Annotated in this window: 16 protein-coding genes; 8 read left to right on the forward strand and 8 right to left on the reverse strand. The window is 45.7% G+C overall.

Annotation, left to right across the window (positions count from 1 at the left end; all coding sequences use genetic code 11):
* Positions 1–26 precede the first annotated feature (26 nt).
* Positions 27–1,733, reverse strand: coding sequence for an archaeosine synthase subunit alpha (gene arcS / locus A3L04_RS01420; protein WP_068576039.1), 1,707 nt, complete (start codon positions 1,731–1,733; stop codon positions 27–29).
* 6 nt (positions 1,734–1,739) lie between these two features.
* Entirely contained in the window at positions 1,740–2,642 is a 903-nt protein-coding gene (locus A3L04_RS01425; protein ID WP_068576041.1) for a coiled-coil protein, read from the reverse strand.
* A gap of 135 nt (positions 2,643–2,777) precedes the next feature.
* Here A3L04_RS01425 and A3L04_RS01430 point away from each other — a divergent pair, with 135 nt between their 5' ends.
* A complete protein-coding gene (locus A3L04_RS01430; protein WP_068576043.1) occupies positions 2,778–3,560 on the forward strand; it encodes an energy-coupling factor ABC transporter ATP-binding protein in 783 nt (260 codons plus the stop codon).
* Positions 3,557–4,291 (forward strand): energy-coupling factor transporter transmembrane component T family protein, encoded by a 735-nt coding sequence (locus tag A3L04_RS01435; protein ID WP_068576045.1) that lies wholly within the window; start codon positions 3,557–3,559, stop codon positions 4,289–4,291. Before A3L04_RS01430 ends, A3L04_RS01435 begins: the two co-directional genes overlap by 4 nt.
* Here A3L04_RS01435 and A3L04_RS01440 read toward each other — a convergent pair.
* Both A3L04_RS01440 and A3L04_RS01445 read right to left on the reverse strand, forming a co-directional pair.
* The gene (locus A3L04_RS01440) at positions 4,242–4,859 is read right to left on the reverse strand and encodes a hypothetical protein (protein ID WP_068576047.1); all 618 of its coding nucleotides are present in this window, start codon (positions 4,857–4,859) and stop codon (positions 4,242–4,244) included. The genes A3L04_RS01435 and A3L04_RS01440 overlap by 50 nt on opposite strands.
* Before the next feature lie 84 nt (positions 4,860–4,943).
* Positions 4,944–5,738, reverse strand: coding sequence for a DUF63 family protein (locus A3L04_RS01445; RefSeq protein WP_068576049.1), 795 nt, complete (start codon positions 5,736–5,738; stop codon positions 4,944–4,946).
* 60 nt (positions 5,739–5,798) lie between these two features.
* Between A3L04_RS01445 and nucS the strand changes: the two genes are divergently transcribed.
* Positions 5,799–6,548 (forward strand): endonuclease NucS, encoded by a 750-nt coding sequence (gene nucS / locus A3L04_RS01450; RefSeq protein WP_068576051.1) that lies wholly within the window; start codon positions 5,799–5,801, stop codon positions 6,546–6,548.
* Here nucS and A3L04_RS01455 read toward each other — a convergent pair.
* On the reverse strand, positions 6,545–6,925 hold the full coding sequence (locus tag A3L04_RS01455) for a DUF473 domain-containing protein (protein ID WP_068576053.1): 381 nt from the start codon (positions 6,923–6,925) through the stop codon (positions 6,545–6,547). The genes nucS and A3L04_RS01455 overlap by 4 nt on opposite strands.
* A gap of 9 nt (positions 6,926–6,934) precedes the next feature.
* On the reverse strand, positions 6,935–7,663 hold the full coding sequence (locus A3L04_RS01460; protein ID WP_068576055.1) for a proteasome assembly chaperone family protein: 729 nt from the start codon (positions 7,661–7,663) through the stop codon (positions 6,935–6,937).
* Positions 7,664–7,778: 115 nt separating this feature from the next.
* Here A3L04_RS01460 and A3L04_RS01465 point away from each other — a divergent pair, with 115 nt between their 5' ends.
* On the forward strand, positions 7,779–8,828 hold the full coding sequence (locus tag A3L04_RS01465) for an AAA family ATPase (RefSeq protein WP_068576057.1): 1,050 nt from the start codon (positions 7,779–7,781) through the stop codon (positions 8,826–8,828).
* 1,078 nt (positions 8,829–9,906) lie between these two features.
* Here the strand turns inward: A3L04_RS01465 and A3L04_RS11185 are convergent.
* Positions 9,907–10,473 (reverse strand): ATP-binding protein, encoded by a 567-nt coding sequence (locus A3L04_RS11185; RefSeq protein WP_231963823.1) that lies wholly within the window; start codon positions 10,471–10,473, stop codon positions 9,907–9,909.
* Positions 10,474–10,533: 60 nt separating this feature from the next.
* Complete coding sequence (locus tag A3L04_RS11190) at positions 10,534–10,707, reverse strand: hypothetical protein (RefSeq protein ID WP_231963825.1); 174 nt, start codon at positions 10,705–10,707, stop codon at positions 10,534–10,536.
* 122 nt (positions 10,708–10,829) lie between these two features.
* Here A3L04_RS11190 and A3L04_RS01475 point away from each other — a divergent pair, with 122 nt between their 5' ends.
* The 4 genes from A3L04_RS01475 (at position 10,830) to A3L04_RS01490 (ending at position 20,877) form a co-directional block, all read left to right on the forward strand.
* Entirely contained in the window at positions 10,830–11,603 is a 774-nt protein-coding gene (locus tag A3L04_RS01475; RefSeq protein WP_068576059.1) for an S-methyl-5'-thioadenosine phosphorylase, read from the forward strand.
* An 807-nt stretch (positions 11,604–12,410) separates the two neighbouring features.
* On the forward strand, positions 12,411–13,670 hold the full coding sequence (locus tag A3L04_RS01480) for an ORC1-type DNA replication protein (RefSeq protein ID WP_068576061.1): 1,260 nt from the start codon (positions 12,411–12,413) through the stop codon (positions 13,668–13,670).
* Positions 13,670–15,661, forward strand: a complete 1,992-nt coding sequence (locus tag A3L04_RS01485) for a DNA-directed DNA polymerase II small subunit (RefSeq protein ID WP_068576063.1) — start codon at positions 13,670–13,672, stop codon at positions 15,659–15,661. Before A3L04_RS01480 ends, A3L04_RS01485 begins: the two co-directional genes overlap by 1 nt.
* Positions 15,661–20,877, forward strand: coding sequence for a DNA-directed DNA polymerase II large subunit (locus A3L04_RS01490; RefSeq protein WP_068576065.1), 5,217 nt, complete (start codon positions 15,661–15,663; stop codon positions 20,875–20,877). The genes A3L04_RS01485 and A3L04_RS01490 overlap by 1 nt, the downstream gene beginning before the upstream one ends.
* Positions 20,878–20,910 lie beyond the last annotated feature (33 nt).

The raw sequence follows: 20,910 nt of genomic DNA on the forward strand, positions 1-20,910 counted from the left end.
CTCACCTCCTTGATAGGTAAAAGACGTCAGCTCTTCGCCCTCTTCTTCACCTTCACGGCTATTCCCTTCTTGGCCCTCACCATTTCCTCACCGCTCAAAACGGCCCTCCCCACGGCAACAACCCTGTCCTCTCTAACAACGCCAACCCAATCGTTGGGCCTTATTTTATCATCGGCACTCTCTACTCCAGCCGAGAACACATCGCCCCTAATCTCAAAGTCAACCTCAACCCAATAAGCCTTCAGCTCATCGTATATCCTCTGCATTCCGAAGGGTGTTACGCTTATGACCCCCTCCTGGAAGGTTCCAGTCTGAGAGTTGTTAACTATGAGCCTGAGCATCTTTGAGCCGACTATCTGAGCGTTATCCGGGAGAACAGCTTCTCCGGCCCCCAGGCCAAAGTAGAAGTCGAAGACCTTTCTAACGTTCTCATAGAACCTGTACCTTCTGTAGGCCTTGTCAACTTCCCTAAGGTCGAACTCAGCTAACGTTTTCCTAAGCTTCTCGAGTGACTCTCTAGAGGTTGTTGATTCTCCAGCGGTGAATATTACATCCCTACCGGTCAGCTCCATGGCAAGCTTAACAGCTTCCCTATATCCTCCTTCAACGTGTGCAACTATCGGGATGTCGGGGTACCTCTCCAGAGTTTCCGCTAAAAGCTCACCGGCAAATTTAACCTCCCACTCACTCCAGTGGCCCGTAACGACTATATCGTACTTCGCCAGCCACTCCCACTCCCTGGGAACCACACCATAGGGAGAGGTAACTATGAGCTCATGAACCCTGTAGAGCCTATTTCCAAGGGCATCTTTCATTGCCTTCCTGTAGAGGGTGTGGGATCTCGATCTTGAGTAGGGCTTCTTCGCCGAGCACGGTAGAATCAAGAGGATATCAATCCCCTGGGGAGGTCTAAACCTCTCAAGAACCCTTGAACGCCATCTAAAAACCTCGGGCCTTGTCATTGAGTGGTCGCTTATGAATACAACTGTCTTATCGTGAACCGGCGTGTACTTTTCAAGGTAGTCCATGTTTTCCCTGTCTGCAATCCTTAAGATCCCAACGTTCATAGCCGTTGGCAGGAAGTTCTCAACGAGGTACCTAAGCTTCCCCTCTTGGATTGCAACTTTGACTAGCTTTATCATGTTCTTCGCGAACTCGATGGGATCATTGGGAGAGTCCCATATTATTGGGGAGAACTGGGTGAAACCCAATCCCTCAAACTCATAAATCTTTAGGGATCTAACATCAAAGGCATCTATCCCAAGGTAAACGGCCAAAGGATAGAAGAAGGGCTCTAGATCCGTGATCAGCACGGCGTTTGGAAACCTTTCCCTGAGCTCTCTAATTGTCTTCACGAAGCCCCTGTGGTCCCTGATCATTATCTTTGAATTCCCTATGTAGATCGCTTCAAACTCATGCTCCTCAATTATCTTGAAGAGCTCCTCATAGTACTTGTCCCTCTTTAAGGCGGGAAAGTAAAAGGCATTGAACTTTGAGTAATCGACATCCCAAAGCCTCTTCAGGGCCTTCTTTATCACCTCATCGGGAGTGTAGTAGCTTATTGGAATTGAAGGAGCCAAGTTAAAATCGTATTCAGAAAAATCCTTTGGATGGAAGAACGAGTTAAACGGGGAAAGCGTGAAATCAACTCCAGCCAGTGAAGGAGTTTGAACCGGGGGATCTAGCCTTATAACCCCTAACCTGCCGGGCCCATCGTGCTTAACGACTTCCATTTCCGATCACACGAGATTGTACCTCTGGAGGAGCAGTATCTCATCCCAGGTAAGCTTCTCTCCACGCTTGAACTTCTCCAAGGCTTGAACAGCCTTCTCGAAGTTCGCATCTCTCTTCGAGAGCATCCTCGCAACAAGCTTGTAAGCTATAAGCTCCTTGTGCTTCTGATCATACTCGAGTATTTTCCTGTCTAGCTCCCTGAGCTGCCTCCTAACCTCCCTTATCTTCTCCCTAAGCTCAACGACCTTCTGATGATACTCATCCGCCTCCTTCTTAACTTCATCGGCCTTCTGATAAGTCTTTATCATCTGCTCATGGAACTGCTGGCTTTGATTAGCTAATTGCTGAATCTCTAGGCTTATAGCCCTTCTCGCCTTCTTGAGCTGGTCTATCTTCTTCCTAACCTCTTGTAGCTTATTATTGAACCTTTCAATCTGCTGAATAATCTCAAGCTCAGTAGCTAAAACTTGAATTTGATCAACTATCTGCCTCTCCCTCTCGGGGGTTATGTTTGGATTAGTCTGAAGCTCCCACTCAAGCTTCTCAATTCTCTCCTCAATTTTATCTTTAGGCATCTTAAGCCTTCTCAACTGCCTGTATTCGTCCCTCTTAGTTCTGTACTCCAGGGCCTCCTGATAGAGAAGGTCAAGTTTGGCATTTATCTCCTCTCTGTTTTTCTTAAGCTCCTTGATCTTGGCATTTATCTCATCCCTCTTAGCTTTAAATTCCCTTGCCTTTTCCCTGAGCCTCTTAACCTCCGCGTTCTTTTCGTCTCTCTTCTGGATCCAAGTGTTCAACTCTTGCTGTAGCTCCTGCAGCTTAAGCTCTATGTTCCTTCTCTCTTCCTGTAGAGCCTCGAGTTCGCGCTTGATCTTCCTAATCTCTTCTGGGTCAACTTTCACTTGCATATTTCTTCCCCTTTCTCACTTTTAGAATAGAACCTCTCATGAGTTCAGGCCCCGCTAATGTGGGGAGAACTTTTTCCAAATAAAAACTTTTCTCTATTCTCAAAACTTTTAACTCAAAACACTAAGGTTCATTCGATGATAAAATTCCTCGATGTATGGTTCTGGTACGAGGAAGGAAAACCTGTGCTTAAATCGGTTAGCTTTGAGTTTTCTGGCGGAGTTCTTGGAATTGTAGGGCCCAATGGTAGCGGAAAGACGACGCTAACGAAGATGATGAACGGATTGTTGAAGCCCAAGAAAGGTGAAGTCATCGTAGAGGGTGTGGATGTCAAGAAGAAAACAGTTGCTGAGATGAGCAGGATTATAGGGTATGTATTCCAAAACCCTGAAGGAATGTTCTTCGAGGAGACTGTTTTTAGAGAAGTAGCCTTCGGTCCCAAGAATCTTGGAGTCTCTGGAAAGGAGCTAGAGAAGAGGGTCAGATGGGCCCTAAAAGCCGTTGGACTCGAGGGGTTTGAGGAGAGGAGCCCCTTCGAGCTCAGCGGAGGGGAAAAGCAGAGGCTCGCCATAGCCTGTATTTTGGCTATGAAGCCCAAGATACTCGTTCTCGACGAGCCAACAACAGGGTTAGACTACAAGGGAATAAAGAGCCTTGAAAAAGTGCTTCTGAGTTTGAAAGATGAGGGCCACTCAATAGTTTTGGTTACTCACGATATGGAATTCCTCCTGAGACTTGCAGACACTGTGCTACTGCTCGATAAAGGAGAGGTCAAGTTTTACGGGAGCGTTAGAGAGTTTTTCAACCTTGATCTGAGACAGTACAGCCTAGAAGTGCCGGAAGTTCTAAAGATAGCCAAAGACGCTGGAATAGACTTCGTAAGGTCGGAAGAAGAGCTGATAAGGGTGGTACTAGGATGATGTTCTCCCTCTACCTCGATAGGAACTCAATACTACACTCCCTAGATCCAAGGGTAAAGATCATCGGAACCGCCGTGTTCACGACCATAGGGCTCATGGTAAAGGACCCAATTTACTCCCCCCTCATCTTTGTAGTTACTGTTATCGGCCTCAGAATTTTAGGGAAAATTGAAATCAAAGAGCAGCTCAAGGTTTTGAAGCCACTAATCCCAGTTTTCGTGTTAACGTTTATCAGCTGGCCGATCATCATAGATCCGTGGGAAAGAGGAGTTTTGATCGGTATAGCGTACACGTTTAGGCTCATGGGAATAACGATAATGGCCTTTGGCCTAATGATGACGACAAAGCAGAGAGATCTGATAAGGGGATTCACGAAACTTGGACTTCCTTATGAGATAGGGCTAGCCGTTTTAATTGCCCTAAGGTACGTGCCGACGATATACGCTCTCGCCCAGAACGTTATGGACGCTCAAAAGAGCAGAGGGCTTGAACTTGAGAAAGGGAACTTCCTCGAGAGGGCCAAAAAGATGACAGCGGTGATAATTCCTCTTTTGGTTCTCACGATAAGGACGGCACACGAGCTCGCTATAGCCATGGAGAGCAGAGCATTTGGCGCCTCAAGAAAAAGGACATATCTAGTTGAGCTTAAGATGAAGCCAATAGATTACGTGGCCCTGGCAATCATTCTTGGGGTTGCTCTCCTCTACTTGGGAACAAGGCTTCTTCTTTAATCTGGAGCTCATGCTCGCCGAGCGCCCTTAAGTTGTCCGGATAAGTCCTCAAAACGCTGAGCGAAAGCCTGTACTTACCCCTATAATATGAAACCCTAAAGACGAGAAGCTGCTCAAAAACTTCGGGAACTATGAAAATTCTTTTGGCCTCCGACAGAAGATCTAATTCATTTAAAGAAGGCTCCTCAACGACGAACATCATGTAAAGGCCCTTTCTATCAGCTATCCTCTTCACCTTTAGTATATCCTCCTTAGAGGGCTCAAGAACGTTGAGGGAGCCAACGACTACAAGGGAACCATCCTCAACGTAATCAAGACCGGAAAGCACTTCCTCCATGGAATAAACCCTTCCAAACAAAACATCTCCACCCACGGGAGGAATCCTTGAGGAGACGTCCATATAGTAAGCCCTGCCTATGGATTCAACCGCCGTAGAGAGAGCGTAAGAGTAGGCAAGCTGATCCGTAGCTATAACCCCAAGCAGATCCCCCTCCTTTAAGGGGCCAACTAACCTTGATACCTCACCAAGGACCTCAAGCGAAGGAATGGAGGAGAGCCTGCGGAACATCACAAATCCTTCTCCCAAGTTCTATTTAACGTTTCCGTCTCGGCCAACCGAGTGCTCATCACAAATCAGACAGTACCGGTTTCGTCATTGACAAGCTATCTGCAAGACCATCTGGGCGGGATCCCTTATAGCAGGACCCAATCCGAGGATATATATGGCAAGGTACCAGTAGTTCCTCTCTTCCTCATCCGGAACCATCGTTTTAAGGATGTAGTAGACGGCCACTAGAATTATGGTTATCCATGGATAGTATGAGTAAGCCCCAAACCAGCTGACAAGGTGTCTCTCAACCCAGTGAACCTCCATGTAATGGTAGAAGTGAATCGCAACGACCGTCGAGGCTATATCAAAGTAGTGGGCCAAAACTGGATACAAGTAGAGCCTGTCAAAGGGTTTAAACCTGTAAAATGCCAAAACCGCCACAAAGCTCACAGCTGTGTGAAGTAAGGTTAGCTCGTAGGGCTCCCAGCACTTCACATTCTTGAAGAGGAGGTAGTTGGCATAGAGAGCCAGCCCGGCACCCCATGCTATCGTGAGCTTTGGGTACGTCTTCAGCTTGACATCCGCGAAGAGAACGGGAACTATCAAAAAGAAGGCTGTGAAGAATATTCCTGGGGTTAAAATCCAGGGGTTTGGCTTCAATACTCCCCCATCGACCAAAGCCCTCACGGTCGAACCGAAGATAACCATTGGAGTCACGGCTAGAAACAGCCTCTCATCAACCCTTATCTTCAGGGGTTTGATTATATACTTGTACGTGTATATTACGGCAAAGCCAAATATTAAAGCATAGACAACTGTGTTTATCGGATTGTATCCCTCCCTCGTGTACATTGGCCTTATAAAGTAGTTCCACAGGAAATCGTGAAGGCTGAACATTTAAGCACCCCCACCTAACATCAACAATTCCTTTTTAATGGTTGTTGGAGAGTGTCGAATGTGAGAAAGGTAATAGTCAGGGAAAAACCCACAGTAGAAGATGTGAAAGAGCTACTTGAATTCGCCGAGAAGCACAATGGTATGGTTACAATATTCGCCAGATGTAGGGTTTATTACGAGGGGAGGGCAAAAAGCGAGCTTGGAGAGGGGGACAGGATTATTATAATAAAGCCAGATGGAAGCTTTCTGATACACCAGAACAAGAAGAGGGAACCGGTCAACTGGCAACCTCCCGGAAGCGTGGTGAGGGTGGAGGGAAACAAGGTCATCAGCATAAGAAGGAAGCCCAGGGAGAAGTTAGAGGTCGAGTTAATAGAGAGCTACGCAATTACCGTTTTTCTAGCTGAGGACTATGAGGAGCTCTCGCTAACGGGAAGCGAGGCGGAGATGGCTAAGCTGATATTTGAAAAGCCCGAAGTAATAGAGGAAGGGTTCAAGCCAATGTTCAAAGAGAAGCCAATAAAGCATGGGATAGTTGACATCCTGGGGATAGACCGGGAGGGAAACGTGGTGGTCTTAGAACTCAAGAGGAGAAGGGCAGATTTACACGCTGTAAGTCAGTTAAAGAGGTATGTTGATGCACTAAAGGAGGAGTACGGGGAGAGGGTAAGGGGAATACTCGTTGCGCCCTCCCTAACAGAAGGAGCAAGAAAACTCCTTGAAAAGGAAGGACTAGAATTTAAAAAGCTTGAACCACCAAAGAGGGAAAGCAGAAAGAAGTCAAAGCAGAGAACGCTGGATTTCTTTTAGCCCATGCTAATCTCGTGGTGCATCATCTCCCTAACCTTAACGAACACTATTCCATCTTTCTCTTCCACATCAATTATCCTCCCAAGGCCAACAAGCCTCAGCTGAACCCTGCAAACGCTTACTTCCCTCTCGTCACTCTCCTCCCAAGGAACCCTCTGGAACATCCTCTCAATCTTAACGACCCTCGCAACAATACCCTCTGTCCCCCTAGTTACGTCTTCAAGCGATTCGTAGGTGAGGAATACTAAGTCACCCTCCTTTACCCTCTCCAGTACGATGTAGTTTCTGGCGCTCCTTATCTCCAACGTCCGAAAGGGGTTTCTCAGGAGGGCGTCCAAAGCCCTCCTCGCTATTCCGGAGAGAAGGGGAAGCTCCATAATCCCACCTCACAGGTACATCGTCTCATACTGCTTCTCCACCTTTCTCCTCGCCTCTTCCATCTGCTCATGCATTCTTCTCAGTTGCTCTTCGATCATCTCGGCCTCCTTGATTAGTGGTTCAGTCGAAACATCTATGTTGAGCATCTTCTTCAGGACTTCAACGACGTTAGCTGCAGCCCTTGGATCAGGCCTGTCTCCAAAAGTCTCTCCCAGGAGAACGTAGCTCTTCAGTCCAGCCCTCGAAGCTTCCCAAAGCAACTTACCGCTCATCCCACTTATCGAGCCGAACTTCAGAATTTTAACTCCAAGGTTTTCAAGCTCCTTGTTCTCCTCTTCTGTGCCACCTACGCCCCACACTTCAAACTTTTCCTTGAACATTCCTATGCCCATCCCTCCCAGAGATATCACTTTACTCGCGTTCACTGACTTAAGGTAGTTGGCCATCTCCCTTGCTATCTCGTTTATCAGAGTTGGGGGAAGATAAATGTCTGCAACCGCTATTATTATGTTATCCTTGCCATAGAACCTCAGGGGAGGATTTGGTTTGCCTTCAAGAATTAAAGTCATCGGTGGAATGAAGGAGCTCTCAACGTAGCCTATCATCTCCATCCCGAGCTCTTTAGCTAAGAAATTGGCAGCTATGTGGCCAACAAGTCCAATTCCTGGGTAACCCTCTATTAGCACCGCCCCCTCAACCTTTGGAAGAATTAGTTCAACAGGTTTATTCTCTGCCATCGCTACACCTCAGAACTATTTAACTTGGGGAGTATTAAGCTTTGATCCTAGAAACGTTATTGAGTATCGGTGTTATTAAGTATCGGCACCGATACTAAGTATCGGGGGTGATACTTTGTTGTTCGATCCGAGGCCCAAGGAGAAAAAAGAAGAACTGTTTGACAGAGAAAAAGAACTCTTCGAGCTCATGCACTCCGTAGTTAACTATCCCATAACGGTACTGCTTGGAATAAGGAGGACAGGGAAGTCCTCAATAATTAAGGTTTCGCTAAACGAGAGTGATGTGACAGGAATTTACATCGACGTGAGGAGGGCCATGAGAGGAGGTAGAATTTCAGATGAGAAACTTAAGACCCAACTCCTGGGCAATCTCAGAAGGATAAAGATAAAGGAGCTTGGAATTAAGCTTGAACCAACATCAATTGATTTAACCGATATCTTTGATGTGTTAAACTCATATGGCAAGAAAAGGAAGAGAATAGTTGTTTTGGCCTTCGATGAGGCTCAATACTTCAGGTTTTATGGGGCAAGAGGTGGCAAGGACTTTCTATTGGCTGTTGCATATTCCTATGACAATCATGAGTGGCTTAGGTTCCTCTTTTCAGGATCCGAGGTAGGTTTGTTGCATGATTTTCTAGGATTCGAAGACTCTAAGGCCCCCCTCTTTGGAAGGATATACAACGAGATAACACTAGAGCCCTTCCCCAGAGATCTCTCAGTTGAATTCTTGAAGGAGGGCTTTAGAGAAGTCAAAATCGATGTTCCCCAAGAGCACCTTGAAGAAGCCGTCAACAACTTAGACGGGATCCCAGGATGGCTAGTCGAATACGGCTACCACTACATCCACACCAGAGATCATAGAAAAGCGTTGGAGAGAACCTTTCAGAGTGCACAATCCCTAATAAGATCGGAGCTAGCAGAGTTAGAGAAGAGGAGTGAGAGGTACTTAGAGATACTGAAGGCAATATCTCTGGGCATAAACAGGTGGTCAAAGATAAAGGAGTACGTTGAAACTAAGGAAGGCCACATAACAAACGCTAGGTTTTCATCCTTACTCAAGAACCTTGGGAGGATGAGCTGGATAAAAGCAGAACTCCATAACGGGAAGAAAACTTACAAGATAGTAGATCCCGTTGTTGAGAAAGTCATTAGAGGGCTCTTGTAATGGGAAAGGCAAAAAATTACCTCAGATACAAAGGGATGAACCGAGTTCTCATGAGATGACTGAAAGGACAAAAAAGGAAGTTCTAGCCTTCCAGATACTCAATCTTTGGAAAATAGGAAAATCATTATTATCAACCCAAAGCCCAGGTTTTTCAAGAATTACGAATTTCTTAAAAGCTAATGGATCCAGATGATGCAAAATTTTTCAACGTTGCGTATTCCGCCAACGCTGAATATATTACACCAGAAAACACAAAGCATACCATCCAAATAAGGGATGAAAAAAACTAAAACATACAGCTTTAAGGGAAGAATACTCAAAATACTAAGGGCAAGAGAGTTTATAGAAGGGCTTTCCTTGAGACAAAATAACAATCTCGAGGCGCTGAAAATCAGTCTGCAGAGAACTTAGCTTAAATTTAGATCCTCGAGCTTGAGCATTTTAACACCTTCTTTCCTACATAATTCCTTGGCCTTCTGAGTAAAGCCAGATTTTGAGAAGAACATCATTGCAGATCCAAACCCCTCTCTAACCTTCTTAACGAACTTCTCAACATCCCTATAGGTTGCTGGTTTACTCTTCTACTTAACCTCAAGCACATAAACCTTATCTCAAAAAGCGACACCATCAAACTCAATATCACCCCTCCGGTAAGGCTTAAAATCTATTCCTAAAATTTCCCTTATTTTCTCCCTGATCACGGCCTTCTTCGCAACTCCCAGCCCCTCTTCACCCTAAGATACTTCTCCTCCAATTCTCTAATTAATTCCTCCAAAAATTTCTCCCGCTTAAGTTCTAACTCAGTGATGCCGAGATATGTCTTTGCAAGCCAAAAACGCATAAGTTTATCTGCTCTGCAAAGTAGTATCTACCATTCCGCCTCACAATTAAATCCGTCCTCAAGAGGAACTTCAAATAGTTTGACACCTCACCAGTAGGCTTGCTCAAACGTTTGGCAATCTCTGAAAGCCTCAGTCCCTATTCTTGAGCCAATATGAGCGGGATCTGCCTGTGCACTGGTCCCTTATAAGCCCTTGAAAGGGACTCATTGAAGACGTATTCAAGGTGCATGTAGAGGTCACCCTTCAGTGAGGAGTTCGGTGAGAAAAGCATAGGAAACATTTCTTCTAGTAACCTTTTCAAAGCTCTCCTCAATCAATCGCCTACACACAGCTAGAACATAAAACGGATGTCTCTGAGTGAGCTTATAAATTAATTCAAGTGCCGACCGAGTTACCTTAACCCCAGCCCTCTCCAATATCACTTCTGCTAGCTCTATTGCATATTCTTTTGGCAAACCTTTCAGATAAACCCGTCTAAACTGGCCAAAGAAGGGATTCTTTGGAGATAAGATTTTCTCCATCATTCTTACAGCAGAGCCGGAAATAAAGTATGCAACGTTTCTTTGCTTTTCTGTAATGGCACGCATTGTATCTAAGAAGCCCTTGAAATTAAGAACTTCCTGAAATTCATCGAGAATAAAAACGGCCTTTTGTCCCGTTTTCTCCAAAATTAACTCCTGCATCTCAAAGAGAATTCCAAGGTTACCATCTTTGATTGCTCTAACTTCCCTGTCAATGCCAAGCTTTGCGGAAATAATCAGTAAATCATCCCAAGTTAAGAGCTCACTCCTCTCCACTTTCATTCCCAACTACCTTTGCAATTTCATAGAGGAGTTCTCTCGCGTATGCGAAGATAAATGATTCTAAAAGCTCCCAATACGCTGTAAGTTTAAGTACGGAATCACTCCTCTGGCTTCCTCCTTAAATTTTGAGGAGGAGTTCAGTTTTCCAATCCTCCTTGGCCCAAGGATTGCGATGTTAATTTTCTCCCCTCTTTTTAATAACTCATAAGCAGAGTGTAGCACTCTCAACTCCACTCTTCTGTTAAAACTATAATACACTTAGTTTAATACATTTTTGGCAAATTAGACCAGCCATGATTTCCACTGGAAAAGCAACTCTTATATGCACAACGAGATCACTCTAAACGGTGGTTGCCATGCCCAAGATAGGGATAATAGGCGGTTCTGGTGTTTATGGGGTCTTCGAGCCAAAGGAAACCGTGAAGGTGCACACGCCATATGGAAGGCCTTCAGCTCCAGTGGAAATAGGGGAGATAGAGGGAGTTGAAGTTGCATTCATCCCAAGGCACGGGAAGTACCATGAGTTTCCCCCGCATGAAGTTCCCTACCGGGCAAACATATGGGCCCTTAAGGAGCTCGGGGTTGAGAGGGTAATAGGAATAAACGCAGTCGGCTCCCTTAAGGAGGAGTACAAGCCTGGGGACATCGTGATAATTGACCAGTTCATAGACTTCACGAAGAAGAGGGAGTACACCTTCTACAACGGCCCAAGGGTTGCTCATATAAGCATGGCCGATCCCTTCTGCCCAGAGCTCAGGAGGATATTCATAGAAACGGCAAAGGAGCTAAACCTACCGGTGCACGAGAAGGGAACGTACATATGCATTGAAGGACCGAGGTTCTCAACGAGGGCAGAATCGAGGATGTTCAGGCAGTTTGCAGACGTCATAGGAATGACCCTCGTTCCAGAAGTGAACCTCGCGAGAGAGTTAGGAATGTGCTACGTTAACATTTCAACTGTCACCGACTACGACGTCTGGGCTGAGAAGCCGGTGGATGCTCAAGAAGTCATTAGAGTCATGAAGGAGAACGAAGAGAAAGTACAGAGGCTCCTCAGGAAAGCAATTCCAAAGATACCTGAAGAGAGGAAGTGCGGATGTGCTGATGTCCTAAAGACAGCCTTTGTCTGAACGTTTCTATTTTTATCTTAAAACCCCCAGAGTTTCATTTCCACTGGAACTTCTCTGGGAAGGTATCTACCAAAAATTTTCCCAGGGGTTCAGGTGTTTACAAACTCACAGTATATGACACATGTCATCTTTACATTGATCAATAACCATTTGTTTATTTAATGTACGTTTTTGTACATCCAAATTATCCACTTTTTCATTAGAAACATTACCTTGCTTATAAAATGTTCAAAGAAAATTATTTAAATAGAAGATTGAGCTAATATGGGAGAGTGTTTGTAAGGGATAAAAATTAATTATTCTGGTGTTTGCCAGTGAGTTCCACTGGAAATGAAACTCTGGGGGGTTTCACTTCTGTTTAACTTTGACTGAACTTTTAATCAAACATGCTTAACAAAATTGGGCAAAAGTGTGTAAAGATGTCTCAGTTTTCATGTACAAATCTGTTCATTGGATTTCCACAGGAAATTTTCTTGTACATTGCTCTTTGTAAATCCTGTCACATGAAGCATCCTGGGGCTCCTGAGGAATTTCCTGTGAAAGTCTTTCATATGAAATATATTTCAAATCTTGTTTTGACATGCATGTGTATAAGCAAAGCATAAAAACTCCGAGTGAAAGATAACCGTTGCTTTCCACTGGTTCGTGTGCTTCCTGTGGAAATAATACTCATGATGTGATAGTTCCACCTGAAAATCATGTCTTAATGTCATACTCATTTAAAGTTAGTTAACAAAATGAGTTCCATTTCCAGTGGAAATGGAGGTCATGTCATTAAAAAGCATGATTTCCAATGGAGGGACACCGATGGACAAAGGTGAGCAGTTACACTTGGATAAGCTCTTCGAGAAGTTGCTCAAGGCTAGAAAGATCTTCAAGAACAAGGAGGTGCTCAGGCATAGCTACACCCCTAAGGATCTACCTCACAGGCATGAGCAGATAGAAACCCTTGCTCAAATCTTAGTTCCAGTTCTGAGGGGTGAAACTCCCTCAAACATCTTCGTGTATGGAAAGACCGGAACCGGAAAGACCGTAACTGTAAAGTTCGTTACCGAGGAGCTGAAGAAGATCTCCAAGAAGTACAACATCCCCGTTGATGTTATCTACATCAACTGTGAAATCACCGACACTCACTACAGGGTTCTTGCAAACATCGTTAACCACTTCAAGCATGAAACGGGGATAGAGGTGCCCTTGGTTGGGTGGCCCACGGATGAGGTCTACGCGAAGCTCAAGCAGGTAATAGATATGAAGGAGAGGTTCGTGATAATAGTCCTTGACGAGATAGATAAACTCGTGAAGAAGAGTGGTGATGAAGTCCTCTACTCCCTCACGAGGATAAACACCGAGCTTAAGAGGGCCAAGGTCAGCGTTATAGGGATATCAAACGATCTGAAGTTCAAAGAGTACCTTGACCCGAGGGTTCTTTCGAGCCTGAGTGAGGAAGAGGTTGTCTTCCCGCCGTACGATGCAAACCAGCTCAGGGATATCCTCATGCAGAGGGCTGAGGAGGCCTTCTATCCTGGGGTTCTAGACGAGGGTGTAATTCCTTTATGTGCCGCTTTAGCTGCAAGGGAGCATGGGGACGCTAGAAAGGCCCTTGACCTGTTGAGGGTTGCTGGGGAGATCGCTGAGAGAGAAGGTGCAGACAAGGTAACTGAAAGCCACGTATGGAAGGCCCAGGAGAAGATAGAGCAGGACATGATGGAGGAGGTAATAAAAACTCTACCCCTTCAATCTAAGGTTCTCCTGTACGCAATAGTTCTTTTAGATGAAAATGGGGATCTGCCAGCGAATACGGGTGAAGTCTATTCCGTTTACAGGGATCTGTGTGAGTACATAGACCTCGAGCCCCTCACCCAGAGGAGGATAAGCGATCTCATAAACGAGCTTGACATGCTCGGCATAATTAACGCGAAGGTCGTCAGTAAGGGGAGGTATGGTAGGACAAAAGAAATAAGGCTTAATGTTACCCCATATAAGATCAGGAATGTGTTCAGGTACGACTACACGATACAGCCTCTCTTGGCCATTTCTCTTAAAAGCGAGCAGCGGAGGCTGATTTGATGGATGAGTTCGTTAAAGGCCTAATCAAGAACAATTACCTCTTAACTCCTGCAGCCTACTACATCCTCGTTGAACATTTTAAGCGGGGAGAATTCTCGTTGGCGGAGCTGATAAAGTTTGCAAAGTCCCGGGGAACCTTCATAATTGATGATGGAATTGCGAGTGACTTCTTGAAGGTAAAGGGCCTCGAGGCTCCAGTGGAAGAAAAGGTGGGTTTTATTTCCACTGGAGAGGTCGGGCAGGAAGTGGTTGAATCCCGTGAAGAACAAATAATTGCAGAGGAAACCCAGGAAAAAGGGCAACCCTCTGCTGAAATTGTGGAAGAGGGTAAGATGAGTGGAGAAAGTGTTTCAGTTGAAGAGAGTTTTATTTCCACTGGAACTCCCAATGAAACTCTGTCCTCTTCATCCTTTGATGTTCTAGAAGAAGGAATCATGGGGGAGATTTCTGAGGGGGAGAGTTCTATTTCCACTGGAAATGGGACCCAGGAATTTGAAGTTCCAGAAGACGTTTTTGATGTGATTGAAGAGCAGCAAGGGCCCCTTTCTAATGGAAATGAAGAGGAGAACGGTAATGGTGAAACTGTTGTGCTCACAAAATACGGCCTCCCCATGGTCTATGGTCCGGAGGAAATAATCGAGGAGAAGGAGTACTCCGTTTACGAGGACTTCATACTCGAGCCAAATCCCAACTTTACGTACGCTCAAATAGAGCCCGACTATGAGGTTAAATTCGACGTGAGGCACGTGAAGCTGAAACCTCCAAAGCCCAAGAACGCTAACGGTAAAGAGGGCGAGATAATAGTGGAGGCCTACGCCTCCCTCTTCAGGAGCAGGCTCAAAAAGTTGAGGAGAATTCTAAGGGAGAATCCCGAAATAAAGACTGTGGTTGATATAGCTAAGCTGAAGTACGTTAAGGGAGATGAGGAGGTAACGATAATAGGCCTAGTCAACGACAAAAGAGAGACGAACAAGGGGTTGATATTTGAGATTGAGGATCAAACTGGCAGGGTTAAGGTGTTTCTGCCCAAGGATTCTGAAGATTATCGCGATGCCTTCAAGGTTCTTCCTGATGCAGTCGTTGCATTTAGGGGGTTCTATTCAAAGAAGGGCATATTCTTTGCCAACAAGTTCTACCTTCCGGATGTCCCACTCTACAGGAAGCAGAAGCCTCCACTGGAAGAAAAAGTCTACGCTATACTCATAAGCGACATCCACGTTGGTAGCAAAGAGTTCTGTGAGAAGGCCTTCATGAAGTTCTTAGAGTGGCTGAATGGTTATGTTGAGACCAAGGAAGAGGAGGAAATAGTGAGCAGGACGAAGTACCTCATAATAGCTGGTGACGTCGTGGATGGCATAGGCGTATACCCCGGCCAGTACTCTGACTTAGTAATTCCCGATATATTCGATCAGTACGAGGCCTTAGCGAACCTCCTTGTAAACGTTCCAAAGCATATAACCATGTTTATCGGCCCAGGAAACCACGATGCCGCAAGGCCCGCAGTTCCCCAACCAGAATTTTATGAGGAATATGCCAAGCCCCTTTACAAGCTAAAGAACGCCGTAATAATAAGCAATCCTGCGGTGATAAGGCTACACGGCAGGGACTTCCTAATAGCCCATGGCAGGGGAATTGAGGATGTAGTGTCCTTTGTTCCTGGGCTAACTCACCACAAGCCCGGCTTACCAATGGTTGAATTGCTAAAGATGAGGCACCTTGCCCCAACCTTTGGCGGAAAGGTTCCCATAGCTCCAGACCCTGAAGATCTGCTCGTTATAGAGGAAGTTCCGGATTTGGTTCAGATGGGTCACGTTCATGTTTATGATGCCGTAGTTTACAGGGGGATTCAGCTCGTTAACTCCGCAACCTGGCAGGCTCAGACCGAGTTCCAGAAGATGGTGAACATAGTCCCCACCCCAGGAAAGGTTCCCGTTGTGGATGTTGAGAGCGCGAAAGTTGTGAAAGTTCTTGACTTTAGCAGGTGGTGCTGATGGAGCTTCCACAGGAAATGAAGGAGTACTTCGAGATGCTTCAGCGTGAGATCGATAGGGCTTATGAAATAGCTAAAAAGGCGAGGGCCCAGGGTAAGGATCCCTCAACCGATGTAGAGATACCTCAAGCAACTGACATGGCCGGAAGAGTTGAGAGCTTGGTTGGTCCTCCTGGCGTTGCTGAGAGAATTAGGGAGCTCGTTAAGGAGTACGGTAAGGAGATCGCTGCATTAAAGATTGTTGATGAGATAATTGAGGGTAAATTTGGGGACTTCGGGAGTAAGGAGAAGTACGCTGAACAGGCTGTGAGAACGGCCTTAGCAATACTTACCGAGGGAATAGTTTCCGCTCCCATAGAGGGAATAGCTGATGTTAAAATAAAGAGGAACACCTGGGCCGATAACAGTGAGTATCTAGCTTTGTACTACGCCGGCCCCATAAGGAGTTCCGGTGGAACCGCTCAGGCTTTAAGCGTCCTCGTCGGTGACTACGTCAGGAGGAAACTCGGTTTAGATAGGTTTAAGCCGAGTGAAAAGCACATAGAGAGGATGGTTGAGGAAGTTGACCTTTATCACAGAGCCGTAACGAGGTTGCAGTACCATCCATCTCCAGAGGAAGTCAGGCTGGCGATGAAGAACATTCCCATAGAAATCACGGGTGAAGCCACCGATGACGTTGAGGTTTCTCACAGGGATGTTCCTGGGGTTGAGACGAACCAGCTGAGGGGTGGAGCAATACTCGTTTTAGCCGAAGGTGTCCTCCAGAAGGCTAAGAAGTTGGTTAAGTACATAGATAAGATGGGTATTGAGGGCTGGGATTGGCTAAAGGAATTCGTTGAGGCTAAGGAGAAAGGTGAATCAAAAGATGTGGAGAAGGAAGAGAAAGCCCAGGAAACTGCCGTTGAGGAAGTTAAAGTTAAGGTTGAGAAGGGCTTCTACTACGAGCTCTACGAGAGGTTCAGGGCAGAGATAGCCCCAAGCGATAAATATGCCAAGGAGATTATAGGTGGAAGGCCATTATTTTCGCAGCCCTCGACAAATGGTGGCTTCAGGCTACGCTATGGGAGGAGCAGGGTCAGTGGTTTCGCCACTTGGAGCATAAATCCAGCAACAATGATTCTCGTTGACGAGTTCCTCGCTATAGGAACGCAGATGAAAACCGAAAGGCCGGGGAAGGGAGCGGTTGTAACTCCGGCAACTACGGCTGAAGGGCCGATAGTGAAGCTGAAGGACGGTAGCGTCCTCAGGGTTGATGATTATCAGCTGGCCCTCAGGATTAGGGATCAGGTCGAGGAGATCCTTTACCTGGGCGATGCTATAATAGCCTTTGGAGACTTCGTCGAAAACAACCAAACCCTACTACCCGCAAACTACGTTGAGGAGTGGTGGATCCAGGAGTTCGTTAAGGCAGTTAACGAGGTTTATGAGGTTGAACTAAAACCCTTCAATGAAAATCCAAGGGATGTCGTTGAGGAAGCAGCTGAATACTTGGAAGTTGATCCCGACTTTCTTGCAAGAATGCTCTATGATCCATTGAGAGTTAAGCCGCCCGTTGAGCTTGCCATTCACTTCTCTGAGATACTTGAGATACCTCTCCATCCCTACTATACCCTTTACTGGAACACTTTAAAGCCGGAAGAAGCTGAAGAGCTCTGGAAAGTTCTCAAAGAGAATGCCAAAATCGAGTGGGACAGCTTTAGGGGGATAAAGTTTGCGAGGATAGTTGAGATACCACTAGAAGCTCTTGGTAGTGTAAAGAGGCACCTTGAGCTCTTAGGCCTCCCCCACATCGTTAAGGAGGGTAAGGTAATAGTGGAGTATCCCTGGGCTGCCGCCCTGTTAACTCCCTTGGGCAACTTGGAGTGGGAGTTCAAGGCCAAGCCCCTATTCACGGTAATTGACATAATAAACGAGAATAACCAGATTAAGCTTAGGGACAGGGGGATAAGCTGGATTGGAGCGAGAATGGGAAGGCCTGAAAAGGCCAAGGAGAGAAAGATGAAACCTCCAGTTCAAATCTTGTTCCCAATTGGCCTTGCTGGAGGCTCTTCAAGAGACATAAAGAAGGCCGCTGAAGAGGGTAAAATTGCTGAGGTTGAAATAGCGTTCTTTAAGTGTCCTAAGTGCGGCCATACTGGCCCCGAACACCTCTGTCCAAACTGCGGAACTAGGAAAGAGCTGATATGGATCTGCCCCAAGTGCAACGCTGAATATCCGGAGAGCCAGGCACAGGGCTATGACTACACGTGTCCGAAGTGCAACATTAAGCTTAGGCCTTTCACGAAGAGAAAGATCAAGCCCTCCGAACTGTTAAACAGGGCTATGGAGAACGTAAAAGTTTACGGAATTGACAAGCTGAAAGGCGTCATGGGAATGACATCGGGCTGGAAGATGGCAGAGCCGCTCGAGAAGGGCCTGTTGAGGGCCAAGAATGATGTTTACGTGTTCAAGGATGGCACGATAAGGTTCGATGCTACTGATGCTCCAATAACTCACTTCAGGCCCAGGGAAATAGGTGTTAGCGTTGAGAAGCTTAGGGAGCTCGGTTACACCCACGACTTTGAAGGGAAGCCGCTGGTTAGTGAAGATCAAATAGTCGAGCTCAAGCCCCAGGATGTAATACTCTCCAAGGAGGCCGGCAAGTACCTTTTGAAGGTTGCTAGGTTCGTTGATGACCTACTTGAGAAGTTCTATGGATTGCCCAGGTTCTACAATGCGGAGAAAATGGAGGACTTAATTGGCCACCTTGTCATAGGTCTGGCTCCCCACACCTCCGCGGGAATTGTGGGCAGGATAATAGGCTTTGTCGATGCTCTAGTTGGCTACGCTCATCCCTACTTCCACGCCGCAAAGAGGAGAAACTGCTTCCCTGGGGACACAACGATACTTGTGCAGATCGACGGAAAGCCAGCGAGAATAACCTTGAAGGAGTTGTATGAGTTCTTCGATGGGGAGAGTTATGAGAACATGGTGTACGTTAGGAGGAAACCTAAGGCTGACATCAAGGTTTATTCCCTTGATCCTGAAACTGGAAAAGTTGTTCTGACGGACATTGAAGACGTTATAAAGGCTCCGGCGACGGATCATCTGATAAGGTTTGAGCTGGAACTCGGGAGGAGCTTTGAAACTACTCCCGATCACCCCGTTTTGGTGTATGAGAACGGAAAGTTCGTGAAGAAGAGGGCGTTTGAGGTTAGGGAGGGTGATAGAATACTTGTTCCAAAGGTTGAATTCGAAGAGGTTTCCCTTGAGCATCTTGACTTATTAGAAGAGTTCGCTAATGAGAAGTTCAAGTCTCTTTGGAACTCCATAATGGTTCGTGGACTCTCGAGCTGGCTTTCTTCGATTGGAGCTAAAGTCAAGTATGATTACCTTCGCAGAGACTCCGTACCGCTTTCCATACTACTTAGTATTCTCAAGGAAAGGGGTTTGTCAATTAAAGATGTTCCTGATTGTAAGCTTGCCTTCAAGAGGGATAGAGTGACAGTAAATCGTTTTGTCCCAATAAAACCCTTAATGAGGGTTTTGGGTTATTACCTTGCTGAGGGCTATGCAAGAAAGAGTGAAAGCGTTTACCAAATAAGCTTCTCTATAGCTGACGAGGAAGTTCGTGAGGATCTTAAGAAGGCATTGAGGGAAGCCTTTGGCGATGGCTTTGGGATATATGAGAACAGAGAAAAGGTTACAATTGGCTCACGTATTCTTTATCTGCTATTTACCGAAGTTCTTAGTGCTGGAAGGAACGCCTATACAAAGCGCATTCCTCAGCTGGTTTATATACTACCAAAAGACGCTGTTGCAGAGATGTTGAGGGCATATTTTGAGGGTAATGGAAGTGCACTTAGAACAGTTCCAAGAGTCGTGGCGTATAGTGTTAATAAAGTTCTTCTCCAAGACATTGAAACGTTACTAATCTCGAAATTTGGAATCAGAGGTTATTACACTCTTGATAAGAACGCTAATAGAGGAAACGCTCGGGGTAGGCTCTACCATGTAGAACGTGGAAACGAGGTTCCGGTTTCTCCTGTTTACGCACTGAATATTGCAGGTGAGCACTATCATAGGTTCTTCCGTGAGATTGGGTTCATTAGCAGGCGTAAAAACTCAGTCTATTCGAAGTATGCTAATGAATTGCCGAAGAATGATGGGTATTTCCATAATGTTGGTTGGCTTGTTAAAGTCAGAAGTATCAAGTATCTTAAGCCTAATGAAGATTTTGTGTTCTCTTTAAATGCCAAAAATTATCATAGTGTTATAATAAATGAAAATATTGTAACACACCAATGTGATGGCGACGAGGATGCTGTTATGCTACTCCTCGATGCACTCCTTAACTTCTCCCGCTACTACCTCCCAGAGAAGAGAGGAGGAAAGATGGATGCTCCACTTGTAATTACCACCCGTCTAGACCCCAGGGAAGTTGACAGCGAAGTACACAATATGGACATAGTCCGCTACTATCCCCTTGAATTCTATGAGGCAACTTATGAACTTAAATCCCCGAAGGAGTTGGTTGGTGTTATAGAGAGGGTTGAAGATAGGCTAGGAAAGCCCGAAATGTACTACGGGATAAAGTTTACCCACGATACGGATGACATAGCTTTGGGCCCCAAGCTCAGCCTGTACAAACAGTTGGGAGATATGGAGGAGAAAGTTAGGAGACAGTTGGAGGTTGCCAAGAGAATAAGGGCTGTTGATGAACACTATGTAGCCGAAACGATCCTCAATTCTCACTTAATTCCAGACCTGAGAGGCAACTTGAGGAGCTTCACGAGACAAGAGTTCCGCTGTGTTAAGTGCAACACGAAGTTTAGAAGGCCTCCTATGGATGGCAAGTGCCCCGTTTGTGGAGGGAAGATAGTTCTAACTGTCAGCAAAGGTGCGATAGAGAAGTACCTTGGAACGGCCAAGATGCTCGTTACCGAATATAACGTTAAGGACTATACAAGACAGAGGATATGCCTAACGGAGAGGGACATAGATTCCCTCTTTGAGTATCTATTCCCCGAGACGCAACTCACGCTCCTAATAAATCCAAACGATATCTGTCAGAAAATGGTTAAGGCAAGGACTGGTCACGTTAAATCTGGCGGGCTATTGGAGAACTTCAAATCAAACGGGGAAAGGAAAGAAACTAAGAGGCAGGAGAAAAAGGTGAAAGAAAAGCCCAAGAAGAAAAAAGTGATAAGCCTAGAAGACTTTTTCTCTAAGAAATAACCACAACTTTTAAGTTATCTCTCGAGAATAAAT

The sequence above is a fragment of the Thermococcus chitonophagus genome, from assembly GCF_002214605.1.
Lineage (GTDB): Archaea > Methanobacteriota_B > Thermococci > Thermococcales > Thermococcaceae > Pyrococcus > Pyrococcus chitonophagus.